The 17,030-nt window shown below is 39.8% G+C and carries 16 protein-coding genes; 12 read left to right on the plus strand and 4 right to left on the minus strand.

The features are described 5' to 3' along the window. The 9 genes from B3H30_RS00350 to B3H30_RS00390 form a co-directional block, all read left to right on the plus strand. The coding region (locus B3H30_RS00350; RefSeq protein WP_286776700.1) for a hypothetical protein at nt 1–211 on the plus strand (211 nt) is incomplete at its 5' end. Between the two features lie 289 nt (nt 212–500). Beyond that, a complete protein-coding gene (ccoN, locus tag B3H30_RS00355; RefSeq protein WP_070570421.1) occupies nt 501–2,639 on the plus strand; it encodes a cytochrome-c oxidase, cbb3-type subunit I in 2,139 nt (712 codons plus the stop codon). A gap of 4 nt (nt 2,640–2,643) precedes the next feature. Beyond that, the gene (locus tag B3H30_RS00360) at nt 2,644–2,841 is read left to right on the plus strand and encodes a hypothetical protein (RefSeq protein WP_201639492.1); all 198 of its coding nucleotides are present in this window, start codon (nt 2,644–2,646) and stop codon (nt 2,839–2,841) included. Between the two features lie 3 nt (nt 2,842–2,844). Then, nucleotides 2,845–3,759 (plus strand): cbb3-type cytochrome c oxidase N-terminal domain-containing protein, encoded by a 915-nt coding sequence (locus B3H30_RS00365; RefSeq protein WP_070570423.1) that lies wholly within the window; start codon nt 2,845–2,847, stop codon nt 3,757–3,759. Between the two features lie 15 nt (nt 3,760–3,774). Next, the gene (ccoG, locus tag B3H30_RS00370) at nt 3,775–5,163 is read left to right on the plus strand and encodes a cytochrome c oxidase accessory protein CcoG (protein WP_070570425.1); all 1,389 of its coding nucleotides are present in this window, start codon (nt 3,775–3,777) and stop codon (nt 5,161–5,163) included. Nucleotides 5,164–5,174: 11 nt separating this feature from the next. After that, nucleotides 5,175–5,597 carry a FixH family protein gene (locus B3H30_RS00375; RefSeq protein ID WP_286832972.1) on the plus strand — a complete coding sequence of 141 codons (423 nt, stop codon included), beginning with the start codon at nt 5,175–5,177 and terminating at the stop codon, nt 5,595–5,597. 9 nt (nt 5,598–5,606) lie between these two features. Then, nucleotides 5,607–6,296 carry a sulfite exporter TauE/SafE family protein gene (locus B3H30_RS00380; protein WP_115047675.1) on the plus strand — a complete coding sequence of 230 codons (690 nt, stop codon included), beginning with the start codon at nt 5,607–5,609 and terminating at the stop codon, nt 6,294–6,296. 57 nt (nt 6,297–6,353) lie between these two features. Further along, the gene (gene cls / locus B3H30_RS00385) at nt 6,354–7,817 is read left to right on the plus strand and encodes a cardiolipin synthase (protein WP_070570431.1); all 1,464 of its coding nucleotides are present in this window, start codon (nt 6,354–6,356) and stop codon (nt 7,815–7,817) included. A 127-nt stretch (nt 7,818–7,944) separates the two neighbouring features. Then, a complete protein-coding gene (locus B3H30_RS00390; protein WP_201639490.1) occupies nt 7,945–10,668 on the plus strand; it encodes a carboxypeptidase regulatory-like domain-containing protein in 2,724 nt (907 codons plus the stop codon). A gap of 252 nt (nt 10,669–10,920) precedes the next feature. On the opposite strand, the gene B3H30_RS00395 is transcribed toward B3H30_RS00390, so the two are convergent. After that, entirely contained in the window at nt 10,921–11,502 is a 582-nt protein-coding gene (locus B3H30_RS00395) for a thymidine kinase (protein ID WP_070570435.1), read from the minus strand. A 215-nt stretch (nt 11,503–11,717) separates the two neighbouring features. On the opposite strand from B3H30_RS00395, the gene B3H30_RS00400 reads away from it, so the two are divergent. Continuing rightward, entirely contained in the window at nt 11,718–12,803 is a 1,086-nt protein-coding gene (locus tag B3H30_RS00400; RefSeq protein WP_286779168.1) for a hypothetical protein, read from the plus strand. A gap of 70 nt (nt 12,804–12,873) precedes the next feature. Here the strand turns inward: B3H30_RS00400 and B3H30_RS00405 are convergent, their stop codons facing one another. Further along, a complete protein-coding gene (locus B3H30_RS00405; RefSeq protein WP_139145107.1) occupies nt 12,874–13,500 on the minus strand; it encodes a hypothetical protein in 627 nt (208 codons plus the stop codon). Between the two features lie 186 nt (nt 13,501–13,686). Here B3H30_RS00405 and B3H30_RS00410 point away from each other — a divergent pair, with 186 nt between their 5' ends. Both B3H30_RS00410 and B3H30_RS00415 read left to right on the plus strand, forming a co-directional pair. After that, nucleotides 13,687–14,001, plus strand: a complete 315-nt coding sequence (locus B3H30_RS00410; RefSeq protein ID WP_046671896.1) for a YbaB/EbfC family nucleoid-associated protein — start codon at nt 13,687–13,689, stop codon at nt 13,999–14,001. Nucleotides 14,002–14,011: 10 nt separating this feature from the next. Further along, nucleotides 14,012–14,695: a metal-dependent hydrolase gene (locus B3H30_RS00415; RefSeq protein WP_046671897.1), complete on the plus strand. Its 684-nt coding sequence runs from the start codon at nt 14,012–14,014 to the stop codon at nt 14,693–14,695. 91 nt (nt 14,696–14,786) lie between these two features. Here the strand turns inward: B3H30_RS00415 and B3H30_RS00420 are convergent, their stop codons facing one another. Beyond that, nucleotides 14,787–15,605 carry a UDP-2,3-diacylglucosamine diphosphatase gene (locus tag B3H30_RS00420; RefSeq protein WP_286777116.1) on the minus strand — a complete coding sequence of 273 codons (819 nt, stop codon included), beginning with the start codon at nt 15,603–15,605 and terminating at the stop codon, nt 14,787–14,789. Between the two features lie 418 nt (nt 15,606–16,023). Further along, entirely contained in the window at nt 16,024–16,887 is an 864-nt protein-coding gene (locus B3H30_RS00425; RefSeq protein ID WP_046671899.1) for an N-acetylglucosamine kinase, read from the minus strand. Between the last annotated feature and the right edge of the window lie 143 nt (nt 16,888–17,030).

The raw sequence follows: 17,030 nt of genomic DNA on the forward strand, positions 1-17,030 counted from the left end.
TCAAGGGCTTCTTTCGTTTAGCTACCTGCCTGTACTTCCCCGTACAATGCTATTGCATATCCTCCGTACTTCCCTGTACAATGCTATTGCATATCTTCCGTACTTCCCCGACTGGCGCTGTCCTAGAGCCTCTACTGTCCCTATTCAAGCCACCTCCTACTGCTCCTTTCCGAAAAGGCTTTGGCTCGCTGGTTACAGTTGGATAGTGTGACACATTGAAAGATCAAGGTCTGCCACTGTGATGAGATTTGGTGTGTTATCGCGTATTGTACGGCGGGAAATGTGATTATGGTCACTTTTGATTTCAGATCTACTGGTGAAAAGTACCTTTCAGGATCTCAATTTTCGCTAAGTCATTTAGAACCAGTAGCCGAAATTAGTAACTAAGCATTGTAATGCGGTAATACAAAAGTGACGTACATCACTTTTGTACGCATTCCCCATCATTAAATTGTCATAAATTGCTGCTTACTTTTGAACCAGAATCAACAATTTAAGTAATGCAGTTAGAGCAATTTAATTACGACAACAAGATTGTCAGGAATTTCGGAATCGCTACCATTATTTGGGGAATAGTTGGTATGACCATAGGATTGCTTGTGGCGACGCAGCTTGTTTGGCCCCAAATGAACTTCGGATTGCAATTTACTACATTTGGCCGTGTACGTCCTGTGCATACCAATGCGGTGATTTTTGCTTTCGTAGGTAATGGTATTTTTATGGGAGTGTATTACTCCTTACAGCGGGTGCTTAAAGCAAGAATGTTTAGTGATGCTTTGAGCAAACTCCATTTTTGGGGTTGGCAATTAATTATTGTTGCCTCGGCTATTACTTTACCACTCGGTCTTACTTCAAGCCATGAGTATGCCGAAATGGAGTGGCCTATTGATATCGCAATTACCTTCATTTGGGTGGTATTTGGAATCAATATGTTCGGTACTATTATCAAACGACGCGAACGTCATATGTATGTCGCAGTTTGGTTCTATATTGCCACATTTGTTACAGTAGCCGTATTGCATATTGTTAACTCCATCCAATTGCCTGTAGCTGGCTGGAAAAGCTATTATGTCTACAAGGGCGTGCAGGATGCACTGGTACAATGGTGGTATGGTCACAATGCAGTTGCTTTTTTCTTGACAACCCCTTATTTGGGAATGATGTATTATTTCCTTCCTAAGATGGCCAACCGTCCAGTTTACTCTTACAAGTTAAGTATTCTTCACTTTTGGTCTTTAATCTTTATTTATATCTGGGCAGGTCCTCACCATTTGCTCTATACGGCGCTACCTGGTTGGGTACAGTCTTTAGGGGTTGTATTCTCCATTATGTTGATTGCTCCGAGCTGGGGCGGTATGATCAATGGCTTGTTGACCTTACGTGGTGCCTGGGATAAGGTACGGACAGAGCCTATGTTAAAATTCATGGTCGTGGCCCTTACTTGTTATGGTATGGCGACTTTCGAAGGCCCTATGCTATCTTTAAAGCAGGTGAATGCAATTGCTCACTTTACCGACTGGATCGTGGCACACGTACACGTAGGTGCATTGGGATGGAACGGCTTTATGACATTCGGTATTCTGTACTGGTTGATACCACGTATATATAAAACGGAGTTATATTCTAAAAAATTGGCATCAACGCACTTTTGGATAGGTACCTTGGGTATTTTGTTCTATGCGATCCCGATGTATTGGGCAGCTGTAGTACAAGGCTTGATGTGGAAAGAATTTACACCGGAAGGGGTTTTGAAATATCCCAACTTCCTTGCGACAACATTGGAAATTTTGCCAATGCACATGATGCGTGCATTAGGTGGTGCACTTTATCTATCGGGCGTGTTCCTGATGACGTTCAACTTGATCAAAACCATGCAAAAAGGGAAGCTTTTGGCCAATGAGCCTGCAGAAGCTCCTGCATTATTGCCGGTTCAAGTAAACGAACAGTCTCAACACCGTCGCCTTGAACGTAAGCCAATTTTATTTATGGTACTGGCTCTTATTGCCATCCTCATTGGGGGTATGGTGGAAATGGTGCCGACTTTTACAATTTCTAAAAACGTTCCAACGATTGCGAGTGTAAAACCTTATACAGCATTGGAACTTCAGGGAAGGGATCTCTACGTAAGAGAAGGTTGTGTAAACTGTCACACGCAAACTATTCGTCCATTTAGATCCGAAACCGCACGTTACGGAGAGTATAGCAAGGCGGGAGAGTTTGTTTACGATACACCGTTTTTATGGGGTTCGAAGCGGACGGGACCAGATCTGCATCGCATCGGTGGAAAATACCCAAATAAATGGCACTTTGATCACCTGTTGGATCCGACGATTACCTCGCCAGGAAGTATTATGCCAACATATCCTTGGTTGATCGATCAGAAGCTAGATAATTCTATTCTGAAAGATAAAATGAAAGCGTTACGGAAATTGGGAATTCCCTATACCGATGCGGAAATTGAACATGCTGAGCAGGATCTTACCAAACAGGCACAAAAAATTGCTGATGATCTAAAACAAAATCAAGTGAATGTGTTAGCTGACCGTGAGATTGTAGCTGTAATTGCCTACTTACAGCGATTAGGAACAGATATAAAAGCAGCTCCAAAAGTAGCTGATAATGTTAACGCAAATCAATAAAGCCATGTTTAAGCAAATAACAAATCTAAACGGCAGTGAGCTTTATCTAATTGCATCACTTTGGATCTTCTTGGTGTTCTTCATTTCAGTAGCAATCATGTTGTTTCGAATGAAAAAAGACTATGTTACCTATATGAAGGAATTGCCTTTGGAAGAAGATGAAACAGAAAAGGAACTGAATCATTCACCTGATAGTCTATAATATATGAGTTTATTATTGGATACTGCACCAGCTACCGCAGAAGTTGTTCAATCTACGATAGGATTCGGTACAGATAATTTATACACAGATATCTTAATTGTTGTATTGATCGTTGTGATGCTGGCTCTTCTTGCTTCGGCATTGATGGTCAATCGCGCGATGAAATCCATCATTAAGATTACCATGCCTGAATTGGCCAAGGAGGAAAAACTCAAAAAGGCGGCGAATAAGGGCTGGATGAAAAGGTCGTGGAACAAGATCATGGGGATCAGACCGATTTCAGAAGAAAAGGATATTGTTATAGACCATGAGTATGATGGTATCCGCGAATTGGATAATCCGATTCCGATCTGGTTTAATTTCCTTTTTTATGGAACGATTTTTTTCGGCCTTGTTTACTTATTTGTTTATCAGGTGTCGGGCATCGGAATGAACCAGGACCAGGAGTATGAACATGAGATGGTCGTTGCCGAGAAAGAGCGTCAGGCTTATCTTACTGCTTCTGCGAGCAATGTAGACGAAAGTAGCGTGGAGTTTCAGCCGGAAATGGCAGCTGATGGAAAAGCGATCTTTACCGCAAACTGTGTCGCTTGTCACGGTGGTAGTGGCGAGGGAGGCATCGGACCTAACTTGACCGATAAGTTTTGGCTTCATGGTGGCGAGATTAAAGATATCTTCAAAACCATTAAGTATGGTGTTCCTGATAAAGGAATGGTGCCATGGGAACAAACGTTAAGTCCTGCACAAATCGCACAGGTTGCCAGTTATATTATCACCTTAAGGGATACACACCCTGCTAATCCAAAAGCTCCGCAAGGTGAAGAGGTAACCTATGGTGGTGGCCAGGCTGCAAGTGGAGAGAAGGCGGCGGATGAGAGCAAAGCCGATCAGGCTGAAACAGAAAAAAAAGCAGAGTAGTAAATTGAAATAGCAATGAGTACAGTAGTCGTGAATAACGCCAATAACGGTGGATCTAAGTCAAAAAAAAGACAATGGATTTATGCCAAAAAACCGCAGGGAGAGCTTTACAAAAAGAGACAGTGGGTTGGGTATTCACTACTGCTGTTCTTGTTTGTAGTTCCTTTTATCAAAATAAATGGTGAACCGTTTCTCATGTTCAACATTATTGAGCGAAAGTTTTCCATCTTAGGAAATCTGTTCTATCCACAGGATCTCTACATATTCGTATTCGGCATGTTAATCGTGATGGTATGTGTGGTTTTGTTTACTGTTGTCTTTGGACGGGTATGGTGCGGATGGACTTGCCCCCAGACCATTTTTTTGGAATTAATATTTAGACGAATTGAATATTGGATCGAAGGTGATTGGCAACAACAAAAGAAATTGGATGCTGGACCCAATACGGATCAAAAACAATTGAAAAAGTTTTTGAAACATGGTATATTCCTGATCATATCATTTTTCATTTCAAATATCTTTTTGTCTTATATCATCGGTGTTGATGCACTGATGAAGATCGTCACTGATCCATTGGACCAACATATAGGTGGATTGATATCAATAATCATCTTTACATTGGTTTTCTATGGTGTGTTTGCGTACGTCAGGGAGATTGTATGTATTGCAATTTGCCCTTATGGCAGATTGCAGGGCGTACTCCTCGATGACCAAAGTATCACTGTCGCCTATGATCATCGACGTGGAGAGCCAAGAGGAAAACAGCAAAAGGATGCAACGACGACACATGGAGATTGTGTAGACTGCAAACTCTGTGTACATGTATGCCCCACAGGAATTGATATTCGAAATGGTCTGCAATTAGAATGTGTAAGTTGTACGGCCTGTATTGATGCCTGTGATACTGTCATGGACAAAATTGGAAAGCCTAAAAAGTTAATTGGCTTTTATCCAATGGGTGAGATTGAAGGAACACTGAAGAAAAAAAGCAATACGAGGGCAATAGCCTATTCTATCGTGTTGATTGCATTAATGTCGGTCTTTAGTTTTCTGTTGTTCAATCGTTCTCAGGTGGATGGAAGATTGCTTCGGGCAAAGGGAAGCACCTACCAGCTTCGTGATGATAAGACAATAAGCAACCTGTATTCTTTGGAATTGATTAATAAGTCTGGTAAAGAAATGCCTTTTAAATTGGTCTGTGATGATCCGCGTTTAACGATTCAACTGGTCAATCCTATTCAAAAATTGAGTAAAGATGGGCATGCGACACTGAGCTTTTTTCTAATTATCGCGAATAAGGATGTTGAGACCTATAAAAGTAATGTAAAATTAGCTATCTATTCGGGAGATAAGAAAGTGGAAAGTTTAAAAACCACTTTTATTGCGCCTCCGGGTATGAATTAAAATGAAAAACAATGAATTGGGGTACAAAGATTTTTTTAACCTTGGCGGTATTTATGTTGTGTATAGTCGGAGCTGGAATATATATGGTGAGTCATGATTCGGATAGTCTGGAAGAAGATGACTACTATGAACAGGGGCTGAATTTTGATCAAGCTTACGAAAAAAAGCAAAATGTATTGATGATGAAGGAATCACCGACAATAGAAATCAGGCAAGATACCTTGTATATTCATTTTGTTTCCAAAGAAAATAAAGGGAAACTGCTGTTTCGAAAACCTTCGGATAATCGATTGGATAAAGAATTACCATTTCAGACAACCAGTAATTTATATACACTGCCCATTTCCACTTTCGATAAAGGAATGTGGAATTTGTATATTGACTGGAAGAGTGTAGGTAAAGATTTTTTGTTTGAAGAGCATATTTTATTTTAGTTTAACGAAATGAGCTATACCTATTTTGCATTTTTCATGGGATTGTTTGGAAGCATACATTGTGCGGTCATGTGTGGTCCATTAATTTTTGCTATTGAAGGAAGGCAGGGTTTTGGTTGGAACGTTTTTTTTAATAAAATACTGTATCAATCCGGAAGGGTACTGACTTATGGTTGTTTAGGACTTTTACTCGGTACGATCGGAACATTTGCGCAGATTCAAGGTTGGCAGCGAAGTTTGAGCTGGGCCACAGGTATTATTCTGATCGGAATTGCTTTATTCCAGCTTATTGGTAAGCATAATCGGAAAATCGCTAGCTGGCAGACGAAGGCTGTGCAGCCAGTTGTACGCTTATTGTCGAAATGGCTCTATAAACCGGGGGGGAGTTTTATTGCTGGCGTACTGAATGGCTTATTGCCCTGTGGTATGGTCTACATGGCACTCATGTCGTCCATAAATGCAGACAGTCCACAGCAAAGTTTCTTTTTTATGTTGTGTTTTGGCTTAGGAACTATCCCGCTCTTGTTTGCGTTTTCTTTTCTGGGAAATTTCTCCAGATCTTTCAAAATCGGATTTTCGAAATGGGTTCCCTTTCTCTATTTCTTATTGGGAATTTGGTTTATACTCCGGGGTGCCAATTTAGACATTCCTTATTTAAGTCCATTCATTCATGTCGATGGTGCAATAAACTGTGTTTAACGACAAACAATATGTCGATGCTAAGTATTATATTTGGTAAAACCCTTAGCACACAATATGGAGGTACTTCATCATATTTTACAGATTGCATTAGAATATTATTGGATTCCCTTACTCATCCTTTATATTGGTGTAATCGGGACGATTTTGATCGAAAACCGTAATCCTTCCAAGACCATTGCCTGGATTATGGTCATTGTTTTCTTACCTGTCGTCGGTTTGCTCAGTTACTATTTCTTTGGTCAGAAGTTTAAGAAGGTCAAAAGGATGAAACGCGTGTATCGCGAGCAGTCCAAAAAGCTACTGGATGCCTGGCGTAAGGAATCCGAAATTATGGAGGAACATATTGATACGTTAAATGAGCGGATCGGTAGTTTGGCCATGGTATACCGCTACCTTAAAAATCAAAAGATCTCTACTTTTTCCCTCAACAACGATGTCACCCTGTTTATCAATGGGGAAGAAAAGTTTCCGGTACTTATTGATAGTCTTAAAGCTGCGCAGCATTCCATTCACATGGAATATTATATTTGGGAAATGGATGAAATAGGGCAGGAGATCTTACATATTCTAGAAGAAAAAGCAAAAGCTGGGGTCACCGTACGTCTGATATTGGATAGTTTTGGTGCTCCAGATGTAATTAAATATTTACGGCGGCATAAACCCGATTTTGTGTTTCAAGCTTTTCTTCCAGTAACCTTTAGTTCCTTGGCGAATAGCAACTACCGAAATCACCGCAAGATAGCGGTGATCGATGGGAAAATAGGTTTTGTCGGCGGAATCAATATTTCAGATCGGTATATCAATAACGGAAAAAATGAGATTTACTGGCGGGATACGGCGATGATGGTTGTCGGCGCAGCAGTAAATACGTTGCAAATCCAGTTTTGGAACAGCTGGAACCAGACAGATGGGGAATCGTTTGAATTGGGCCGCGGTTATTTAAACCGATTTCCTCTTACCGATGAAGATGCGAGTGGAGTAGGATTTACAGCCAGTGATCCTGGATCGCCAGCGCCTTTCAATATGGAAGCAATTATTGCCGGTATCAACGAAGCAAAAGAATATGTACAGTTGTGTACACCTTATTTTATTCCCAGCGATCAATTGACGACTGCTTTAATGCTCGCGGTATCTTCCGGTGTCCGTGTGGACTTGATGTTGCCGGCCCAGTCTGATTCGTTTTTTGTACAGCATGCCTCCTTCTCATTTATAAAACCACTACTGGAAAGAGGAGTTAATGTATACCTCTATACAAAGGGATTTCTGCATGCCAAAACCATCTGCATTGATGGGAAGCTGGCCTATATCGGTACGACAAACTTGGATATCAGAAGTTTTTACATCAACTTTGAAATCTCGGGAATTGTATCGGATAAAGAGCTTTGCGACCGTCTTAATGCACAATTTTTGGCTGATATCGAAGTTTCAGACCTGATTACAATTCGAAAGTGGATGCAGCGAAGCCGCTGGAAAAGAGGAGTAGATTCTATCTGTAGGCTTTTGGCTCCATTGCTCTAATTACTTTTAGCGCGTCGGAAATCGTCCCATGAATAGGTATAATAAATGTTAAAAATACCCCAATGCGGTTGGTCTTTGCTCAAAATTGAATATATTTAGCTATTCATTTTTTATTCTAAGACTTTCAATGAAGCACATAAAACTATTGACTTTATCGATAGGACTGTTAGGAATAGGGACCACTTATGCCCAGACTACACCTACATTGCCTATTAATACAATCGTAGAACGAGTTCAGAAATATTTTCAGGTTTACCCAGTTGAAAAGGTACATTTACATTTCGACAAGCCTTATTATGCTGTAGGGGATACTCTCTGGTTTTCAACCTATTTATCCCGCAATTTGGCCGAATATGAGCCGAGTAAAATAGCTTACGTGGAAGTGCTGAACAGTCGCGATTCCCTGATTCAGACACTAAAAATTCCATTGGATAAAGGGGTAGGAAATGGGCAGATTGTACTTGATCCTCAATTTATGTCTCAGGACAATTATCGCTTTAGGGCCTACACAAAATGGATGGCCAACTTTGATAATGCTTACTTTTTTAACAAAGTGGTGCCAATCGGGGATGTAATCAATAAGAAATTGATTACGAACATTGAATTTCAAAATAACATTGGTGGTAATAAAACCCAAGCTGTCATACAGTTCCGCGATCGTACGGGAAAACCGATGATCAATTCAAAAATCAATTGGGAGTTTGTGTCGGGATGGGAAACCTTCGACAAGGGCAAAGCTGAGACCGATGGGCTGGGGAAAGTAATCATAAACCTGTCTGCAAAAGAAAAGGCAAATCTGGAGAAAGGACAACTGAAGATTAGCATTCAGGAAAATAAAAATGAAAAACCTTTGTCCAGTTCCTTCTTGCTCAAAAATGCCTTGTGGGATGCAGATGTGCAATTCTTTCCTGAAGGGGGTGATATTATCGCTGGATTGGCCAAAAAAGTTGCATTTAAAGCCATTGGATCCGATGGTAAGGGGCTAAAGGTAAAAGGTAGTATTTTGGATTCAAAGGGCAAGTCGGTAGCGGAGTTTGCAGACTTTGGAACTGGAATGGGCTATTTTTCTCTTCTGCCGCTCGCAGGAGAAAATTATCAAGCTGTTGTGAAGTTTGAGAATGGACAGGAGCGCAAATACAAATTGCCGGCTGTTGTCAGTGACAAGGCAAATGTTGTTTTTGTAAAACAGGATGCCACGAATGCGGAGTTTGCCGTGGTAACTAGCGAGGAGAATTTTTCAAAGAACCCGGGGCAATCTTATTATGTTTTGGTTCAGTCGAATGGCCATCTCTGTTTTGGCGCACAGGTGAATTTAAAATCTTCGTCTGCATTGGTCAATATTCCGAAAGAGCGTTTGCCAAATGGTATTGTTCAGGTAACCTTATTGAGTCCGGACGGAAAACCTATCAGCGAACGCTTGGCATTTGTTCAAAGTGAAAAGCTTTTAAATATTCAAGTTACCAGCGATAAGCAAAGCTATAAGGCTAAAGACTTGGTCAATCTTAAACTTGCTGTGGACAACAATGGGCAGAAGTTCCCCGGAAGCTATTCAGTCGCTGTAATAGACGAATCCAAAGTTCCTTATAATGATCAGGCAGATCTCTCTATTGTGAGCAACTTTCTGTTGACTTCGGACCTCAAAGGAAATGTAGAAAACCCAAATTCATATTTCGATGAAAAGAATCCCAATCGGGATAAAGCGCTGGATGCACTATTAATGACACAGGGATACCGTCGATTTGACTACCCGACACTTATATCGGAGAAGTTGCCACAGATCAGTTTTCTTCCCGAGCAAGGAATTGAATTATCCGGTATACTTCGGATGAATACTGGACGCCCTTATCCAAATGGAGGGTTACTTTTATCGGTTCCTTCGCGTAATATTAAGAAAGACGTTTATACGGATCAGAATGGACGATTCACCTTTAAGGATCTTGTGTTCCCGGACTCGTCTAAAGTAACGGTTAATGCCCGCTCTAACGACAATTACCGGAGCCTGGTTATTAATATGGATCAGAGCTTTTACCCGGAGATCGATAAGAATAATGGCTATAAAAGTTATTTTGTGCCGAATATAGACCAGGCTTTTGCTCCTTATTTGGCGAATAGCCGAAAAGAGTATCGAAAATCGATCCTTCTGGATGAGGTCGAAGTGACAGGCGTAGTGAAGAAAGCAATCACCAATAAAGATTTTCCATCTATTTCGGGCTTATCCATGCCGGAACACCGTATTGAACCCGAGCGTTTGACCGGTTGTAACGTGTTGACCATGTGTCTTCAAACGGTATTGACTGGCATTACTTATGATCCGCAGACATTGAAATATTATGTTTCCCGCGATTATAATGCGGGGGGACGTACGCCTGTTCAGTTCTTTCTGAACGGTATGGCTATTGATGAGCCTGGATTGAACAGCATCAATGTCGCGGATATCGAAGGAATCGAAATCTTCTTACGTGATGAATTGGGAACAGTCTCCAGAATGTATCAAAATAATGGTGTTGTGTCCATTTATACGAAAAAAGTGGAAGCGAAGAAGCCGCGAATGTCATTGAGTGAAATTGAGAGCATGTTGCCAAAATCAAATGTGATCGATATGTATCCTCTAGGTTATATTAAAGAACGCAAATTCTATGTTCCAAAATACGATACGCCGGAAAGAAAGGCTGTAAACGATTTGAGAACGACCATTTACTGGAATCCGAAAGTCTCAATCACAGAGACGGGGGAAGCTGCCATTCAATTTTATAATGCCGATGGAAATGGAAATTACAAGGTCATCGTCGAGGGAATGGATCAAACAGGTAACATTGGCCGTAAGGTTATAAATTACGGTGTTCAGCCTTAAGCCTTGCCTATAGGAGTTCATGAAAAAAGAACGCTGTGCTCAGTAACCTGGGGACAGCGTTCTTTTTTAACAAAAAAACACCCCCTTGATGGGCAAGGAGGTGCTAACTAACCAATTATAAACCTAAATTATGAAAAGTATTTTGTCGCTATTAAAAGCGTTAATCTTCTTATTTATAAAGTATATTTCAAATCCTATGCCAAATAGCGTTTATGGTCCTTTTGGCAGATTTTAGTTAACTTTTTGGATCATTTACTTATTCAAGCCGAAATAACAAGGTCTACACCGTGGTTCATAAGCTTCTTTTTCACCCAAAAGCACGGTTTCCGTATCCTTGGTCAGGCGGTAGGAATAATTCGCTGGAGCGCCACATTGCATGCAAACCGCATGCACCTTCGTGACGTGTTCGGCTACTGCCATTAAATTGGGAATTGGACCAAATGGTTGCCCTTGAAAATCCATATCGAGACCGGCAACGATCACCCAGATACCACTATTTGCCAATTTGACACATACCTCTGTCAAACCGTCATCAAAAAATTGTGCTTCATCGATTCCGACAACTTGGGTCGATGAACTTAAGAGTAGGATCGCTGAAGAATGATCAACGGGTGTTGATGGGATGCTATTGCTATCGTGAGAAACGACCAACTTTTCATCATATCGCTTATCAACCGCTGGTTTAAAGATTTCGACATTCAAACGTGCATATTGTGCTCGTTTTAGCCTGCGAATCAGTTCTTCAGTCTTGCCCGAGAACATCGATCCACAGACAATTTCAATGCTACCATATTGTGCGGGGCGCAAAGCCAAATTATGTTCGGAAAAAAGCATTTGATTAATTTAATTTTGTCGGAAGGTCCGCAAATAAGGTGATTTTTGTAAAATGACCTCCCATTATATTCTGTTTTTGACACCGCTAATATCAGAATTAAATATTAAATTTGGGTAGCAAAAATTGGGCGTAAATCCAAATATCTCTAAATCAAAGGATTGGGTTTTCCACTTTTTGATCGGTTGCAGGTATAAGTGTTATAAATAATTAATTGGTGATTTCAAATAGAATTATGGGTACTAAAGAGGAAATTTTTAATACGATAGGCGATTTATTACAGGATTTAAATGGACAGTATCTGACCTTGTCGGAACAGGGCAGCTTGTCCGAAATTAACGAATTAGTAACACTAGAAGCGAAGGCACAGGCTGTGGCTGCCTACATAACTTTACTTAAGACCAAGGCCGTTCTTCAGGGAGCTCAATCGCAGCATACGTTAAGTACTGCTGCCTTAGACAGTAAGAAGATTGCTTTCAACGACTATTTTACACCGCCTTCCACCCTTAGATCTTCAGCGCAGCAAGTTGTTGCTGAACCCACTGAAAGCGAGATTCAAGAAGCTCAACCAGTTGAAGATTTCAACCGTGGAAATGAAGAAGCCATTGTAGCAAATGAAGAAACCAGTGTGGAGGAAAACGAAGTCCCATTTGTTTCTGAACGTGAACCTGTAAAATTGGAAGAGCCAGAAACCTCATTTGTTTCTGAAAGTGAACCGATACAATCGGGAGAGCCTAGCCCTGCAATTGCTGAACCTGTCGCTCCGCCAGTTGTTGCAACGCCACCGGTTTTTGAGGCTGCTCCAGTGGAGGAATTAGCTTATCAGGCAGAAAAGGAAGTTACAGCGCAAGTTGAAGAACCTACTGTCTTCGTTACAGAAGTCATCGAAGAACCAAAAGAAGTCGTAATTGAGCAGCCGCAAGAAGTGTTTATTCAGGAAGAAATCAATACGGTCATTGAAGAAGCTCCCGCGAGACCATTGACCTTAAATGAAATTATCTCTCAACAGAAGCAAGCTGGCGTGCAGAACCGTGTTTATCAGGTAAATCAATCTGGACATAGCGATAAACTCACAGATATTAAAGCAGGAATAAGCTTAAATGATAAGCTCTTATTTATTAAGGATTTGTTTAATGGGTATAGTTTAGCGTATAGTGAGGCTGTCGAATTATTGAATAGATTTACAAGCTATGCGGAAGCGGATGCATTTTTGCAGACAAATTATGCGATTAAAAATAAATGGGCAGATAAACCGCATACCGTTGAAAAATTATACAACGTCCTACGCAGAAGATACAACTAAAATTCTAAAGTATAAAAAAACAGCTCCCGTTCTACTGGAGCTGTTTTTTTATACCTATATTTTTGGTTTTTTAGCTTAGTTGAAATTGTAGCCAATCGTTTCCTTCATGACCATACACAAAATACTTTGGCTGAAGAATTTCGGCTAAAGATTCAAGTTCTCTCAAATAATTATATCCGGGAATCTGTGCAAATTGTTTATTGGTCATGATGAAGACCTGATCGAGCTCGATAGCTTTGGATGATGCGATAGCTGCCGAATTCAACAATTGTGGAATTTGGATAAATGTCTGTTCTCCCTGACCGATGACAATGATTTTATCGGCTTCATTTTCTGTTGTAACTGGAATACCACCGGCTATTTTTATGGCTTCCTGCAGATAGGCAGAACGGTTTATTTCAAGCGGCTGTATTTGGTCCAGTACCAATACCTTGGGCCTGTCAGTAGCCGAAATAAACTTAAGCTTATGGATAAGAATACTTGTTTCGTCTTCAATTTTTTCAACCAGTTCAACTGTTTTATCAATGGCATCGAGATCAGTCCCGATACGTTTGATATAGGAGATCATATCGTCAATGTCGACAAGTTGAGGGCGATCTGAAATTAATGTGTCGTAGGTTTCAGCTGGAATAGCTGCCGGATTTAGGTCCAACTGGTCCAAAATATGGGCGACTAGTTTTTCTTGATTGCTTTGCATGTTGCAAAAATACAAAACCTTCCTGACTTCGCAGACACCAAGAGCAATGAAAGCGAACTGAAAGTTCTTTCTGGCCAATAAGATCAGACAACCTTCAGAAAAAAAGGGAAGCATTGGCGAAAGTAAATTAGCAATAGTAGGTATGCGCAGATTTTTGTAAATTGGCCTGAAATAAATGATATAAATATGTTTGACAAATTATTTCAAGCCCAGCAAAAGGCGGAGGAAATCAAGAAAAGATTGGATTCAATTTCTGTGTCTGGTGAAGTGGAAGGTGGTTTAATCCGTGTGGTAGCGACAGCAAACAAAGAGATAAAAGAGGTTACCATCGATCCTGTATTTTTATCAAACGCAGATAAGGAAGAATTGGAGGAGTTGCTTGTGGTTGCTCTGAATAAGGCAATTGCGCAAGCTGAGAATATCAGCCAGGCTGAAATGCAGGCGGCAAGTAAAGATATGTTGGGTGGACTAGGAGGACTAGGCGGATTATTTAATCAATAGCGATATTATCATGAAAGCAACTTATTACGGACAGTCTTGTGTAGAGTTTGATTTTGACGGAACGAAGGTTCTTTTAGATCCATTTGTTACTTATAATCCACTTGCAAAAGAAATCGATGTCAATACAATTAAACCGGATTATATCTTTTTAAGTCATGGACATCAGGACCATGTGGCCGATATGGCGACGATTCAAAAAAACAGCGATGCCACTGTTTTAGCGATTGTTGAAACTGCAGGCTGGGTGAGAAGACAGGGCGTACCTGACGATAAGGTGATCGAATTCAACTTGGGCGGAACAGTTCAACTGCCTTTTGGTTCGGTGAAGATGGTGTATGCTGCACATACCAATAGTACACCTGATGGTCAATACGGCGGGTTTCCTGTGGGATTTGTCTTCCATGTAAAAGGCAAAAAAATTTATTTTGCCGGCGATACCGCACTGACTATGGAAATGAAATTGCTGGCAGACATGAACCTGGATTGGGCATTTTTACCTATAGGTGGGCACTATACAATGGATGTGGATGATGCAATTAAAGCGGCTGAGTTTGTGAATTGTGCTCGGGTAGTTGGTATCCATTACGATTCATTTCCGCCAATAACGATCGATAAACAACAAGCTTTGGATAAATTCCAAAATGAGGATATTTCATTGTCATTGCCGAAAATCGGTGCAACATTTGAACTATAAACACTAAAACAAAGCCGAGNNCTCGGCTTTGTTTTAGTGTTTTCCTGATTATATGCAGATCTCTGTTGTGTTCATTAAGACATGACAATCTTTATGAGATGACAATCTTTTTAAGATCTTCCAGGCTGAAAAGAGGGATATCGATGATTTTATTCTTCAGGATTTGTTCTTTATTTTCTTCAAAATAGAACAGCTTCCATTCCCCATTTTTATATTCTAAACTACTGAGGTTTTCAATCCAATCTCCTGAGTTCATATACGTGCAGGTTCCTTTTCGGGTAATGATTTCTTTGATTTGAGGCTGGTGGATGTGTCCACAGATGACGAAATCGTAATTTTTTTCAATCGCTAGTTCAGTCGCTGTATGTTCAAAATCTGATATATACTTGACGGCCTTTTTAACGGAGTTTTTGATCTTTTTAGAAAGAGAATATTTCTCCTTACCCATTTTATCTAGGCAATAATTAATGATATTATTGAGCTGGATAAGTTTGTCGTAACCCCATCCACCGAGTTTGGCCAACCATTTAGAATGATGAATGGATGCGTCGAAAACGTCTCCATGAAAGATCCACACTTTTTGATTATTGAGTGAAAGAAGGAGTTTATTGCTCAGCTTGATATTACCTAATTTTAGATCGGTAAACTTGCGCAACATTTCATCGTGGTTGCCCGTGATGTAATGTACTTCTGTCCCCGAAGAGCTCATGTCAATGATTTTTTTGATGACTTTTAGATGTTCTTGCGGAAAATAGCTTTTTTTAAATTGCCAAATGTCTACGATGTCTCCATTGAGTATCAGTATTTTGGGAGATACGGACTCTAGATAAAGTAAAAGCTCTTTAGCTCTACTACCGTAAGTACCTAGGTGTAAATCTGAGATTACAAGTATATCAAGGCTTCTTTTCATTTGCAATAAATTTGTTTATTCATTTATGTCTACCAAGATGTCCTTTGTAGATTTTTTTTCTATGCGTCTGTTGAGGACTATATTTGACTTTTGCCGGATTTGTCTGAAATGAATCGATCATAAACGACCTTTTTTACCGTTTTTGAAGTTATTCTAAGCCGCAATATTTCATTTAATCAATCTGTTAACTTCTATTACAAAAAAAAGATACTTTTATTTTGTACCGATGAAATTCCTGTTATTAAATCATTAAAATGTCTTGTAAAACGGTATGAGTTAGTTAATTGGAAATTAATATTAGTAGGGAATTTTCGGTACGGAGAATATTGGGAGGTCGGAGGACTGGGGGAAGAGCAATAAAAAAGGTATCCAATTTTATTGAATACCTTTCCTTATGTTAAAGATTATTTTTCTTTTTCTATTTGGCAGTCGCTGCTGCTCTATCGATGTGGAATTGTACTAAATCGTCGATAGGGGAGCGCAAGATCTTGCCTACTTTCATTCCATATTGCTCAGCTTTTTCTGCTAATACATTTCTGAAATTGTAACCAACCGAACCGATACAGTTGAAAGTATAGCTTTGATAGTTAGGGTATTTGCTGACAAGATTTCTGAAAAATGCTTCAAAAGCTTCATCAACAATATTGCGTGTGTATTCGATATTTACATTGTTGTCATAGACAAATTTGCTAAAGCTTGCACAGAAACGATTTGGCATTGGTTTGGTATAAACCGCGTCCATAATTTCGTCCTTTGTCATTTTATACGTGTTATAAAATACTTCTTTAACATCTTTAGGCATCAAATTACGAACATAATCTGCCAGTAATTTTTTACCAATATAACTACCAGAACCTTCATCACCTAAAATGTAAGCACCTGAGTCGATGTTTAATGTGATTTCTTTACCATCGTATAGACAAGAATTTGTTCCTGTTCCTAAGATCGCAGCAAATCCGGCTTGAGTTCCTAATAATGCTCTTGCTGCTGCAAGAAGATCGTGTCCTACTTCAACTTCAGCTGTAGTAAATACTTGTTTTAAAGCATCAACAACAATTTGTGCTTTTTCCTTGTTATGAACACCTGCACCATAATAGTTTACCTCTGAGATTTTTTCAAAAGGTAAATCTTGCGGTAGTCCTTTTTTTAGGGAGTTTACAATGTATTCACTATCAACAAAATAAGGGTTGTACCCTTCCGTATTGAAGTAGATTTTTTTATTCGAATCGTCTAACAAACACCAGTTTGTTTTTGTTGATCCCCCGTCAGCAATGATTATCATTATTGAGTAGTTTTAATTGTGTTTTTCGTTATAAAATGAGTAATCAATTCATTAATCAATTCCCCGAAAATACATTTTTTAATTTTAAATATCATAATTTATACGCTTATTTTTCAAAAAATAAATTTTTGTACTTTGGTGAC

It is taken from the genome of Sphingobacterium sp. UBA7038, assembly GCF_002494055.1.
In the GTDB taxonomy this organism is placed as follows: Bacteria; Bacteroidota; Bacteroidia; order Sphingobacteriales; family Sphingobacteriaceae; genus Sphingobacterium; species Sphingobacterium multivorum.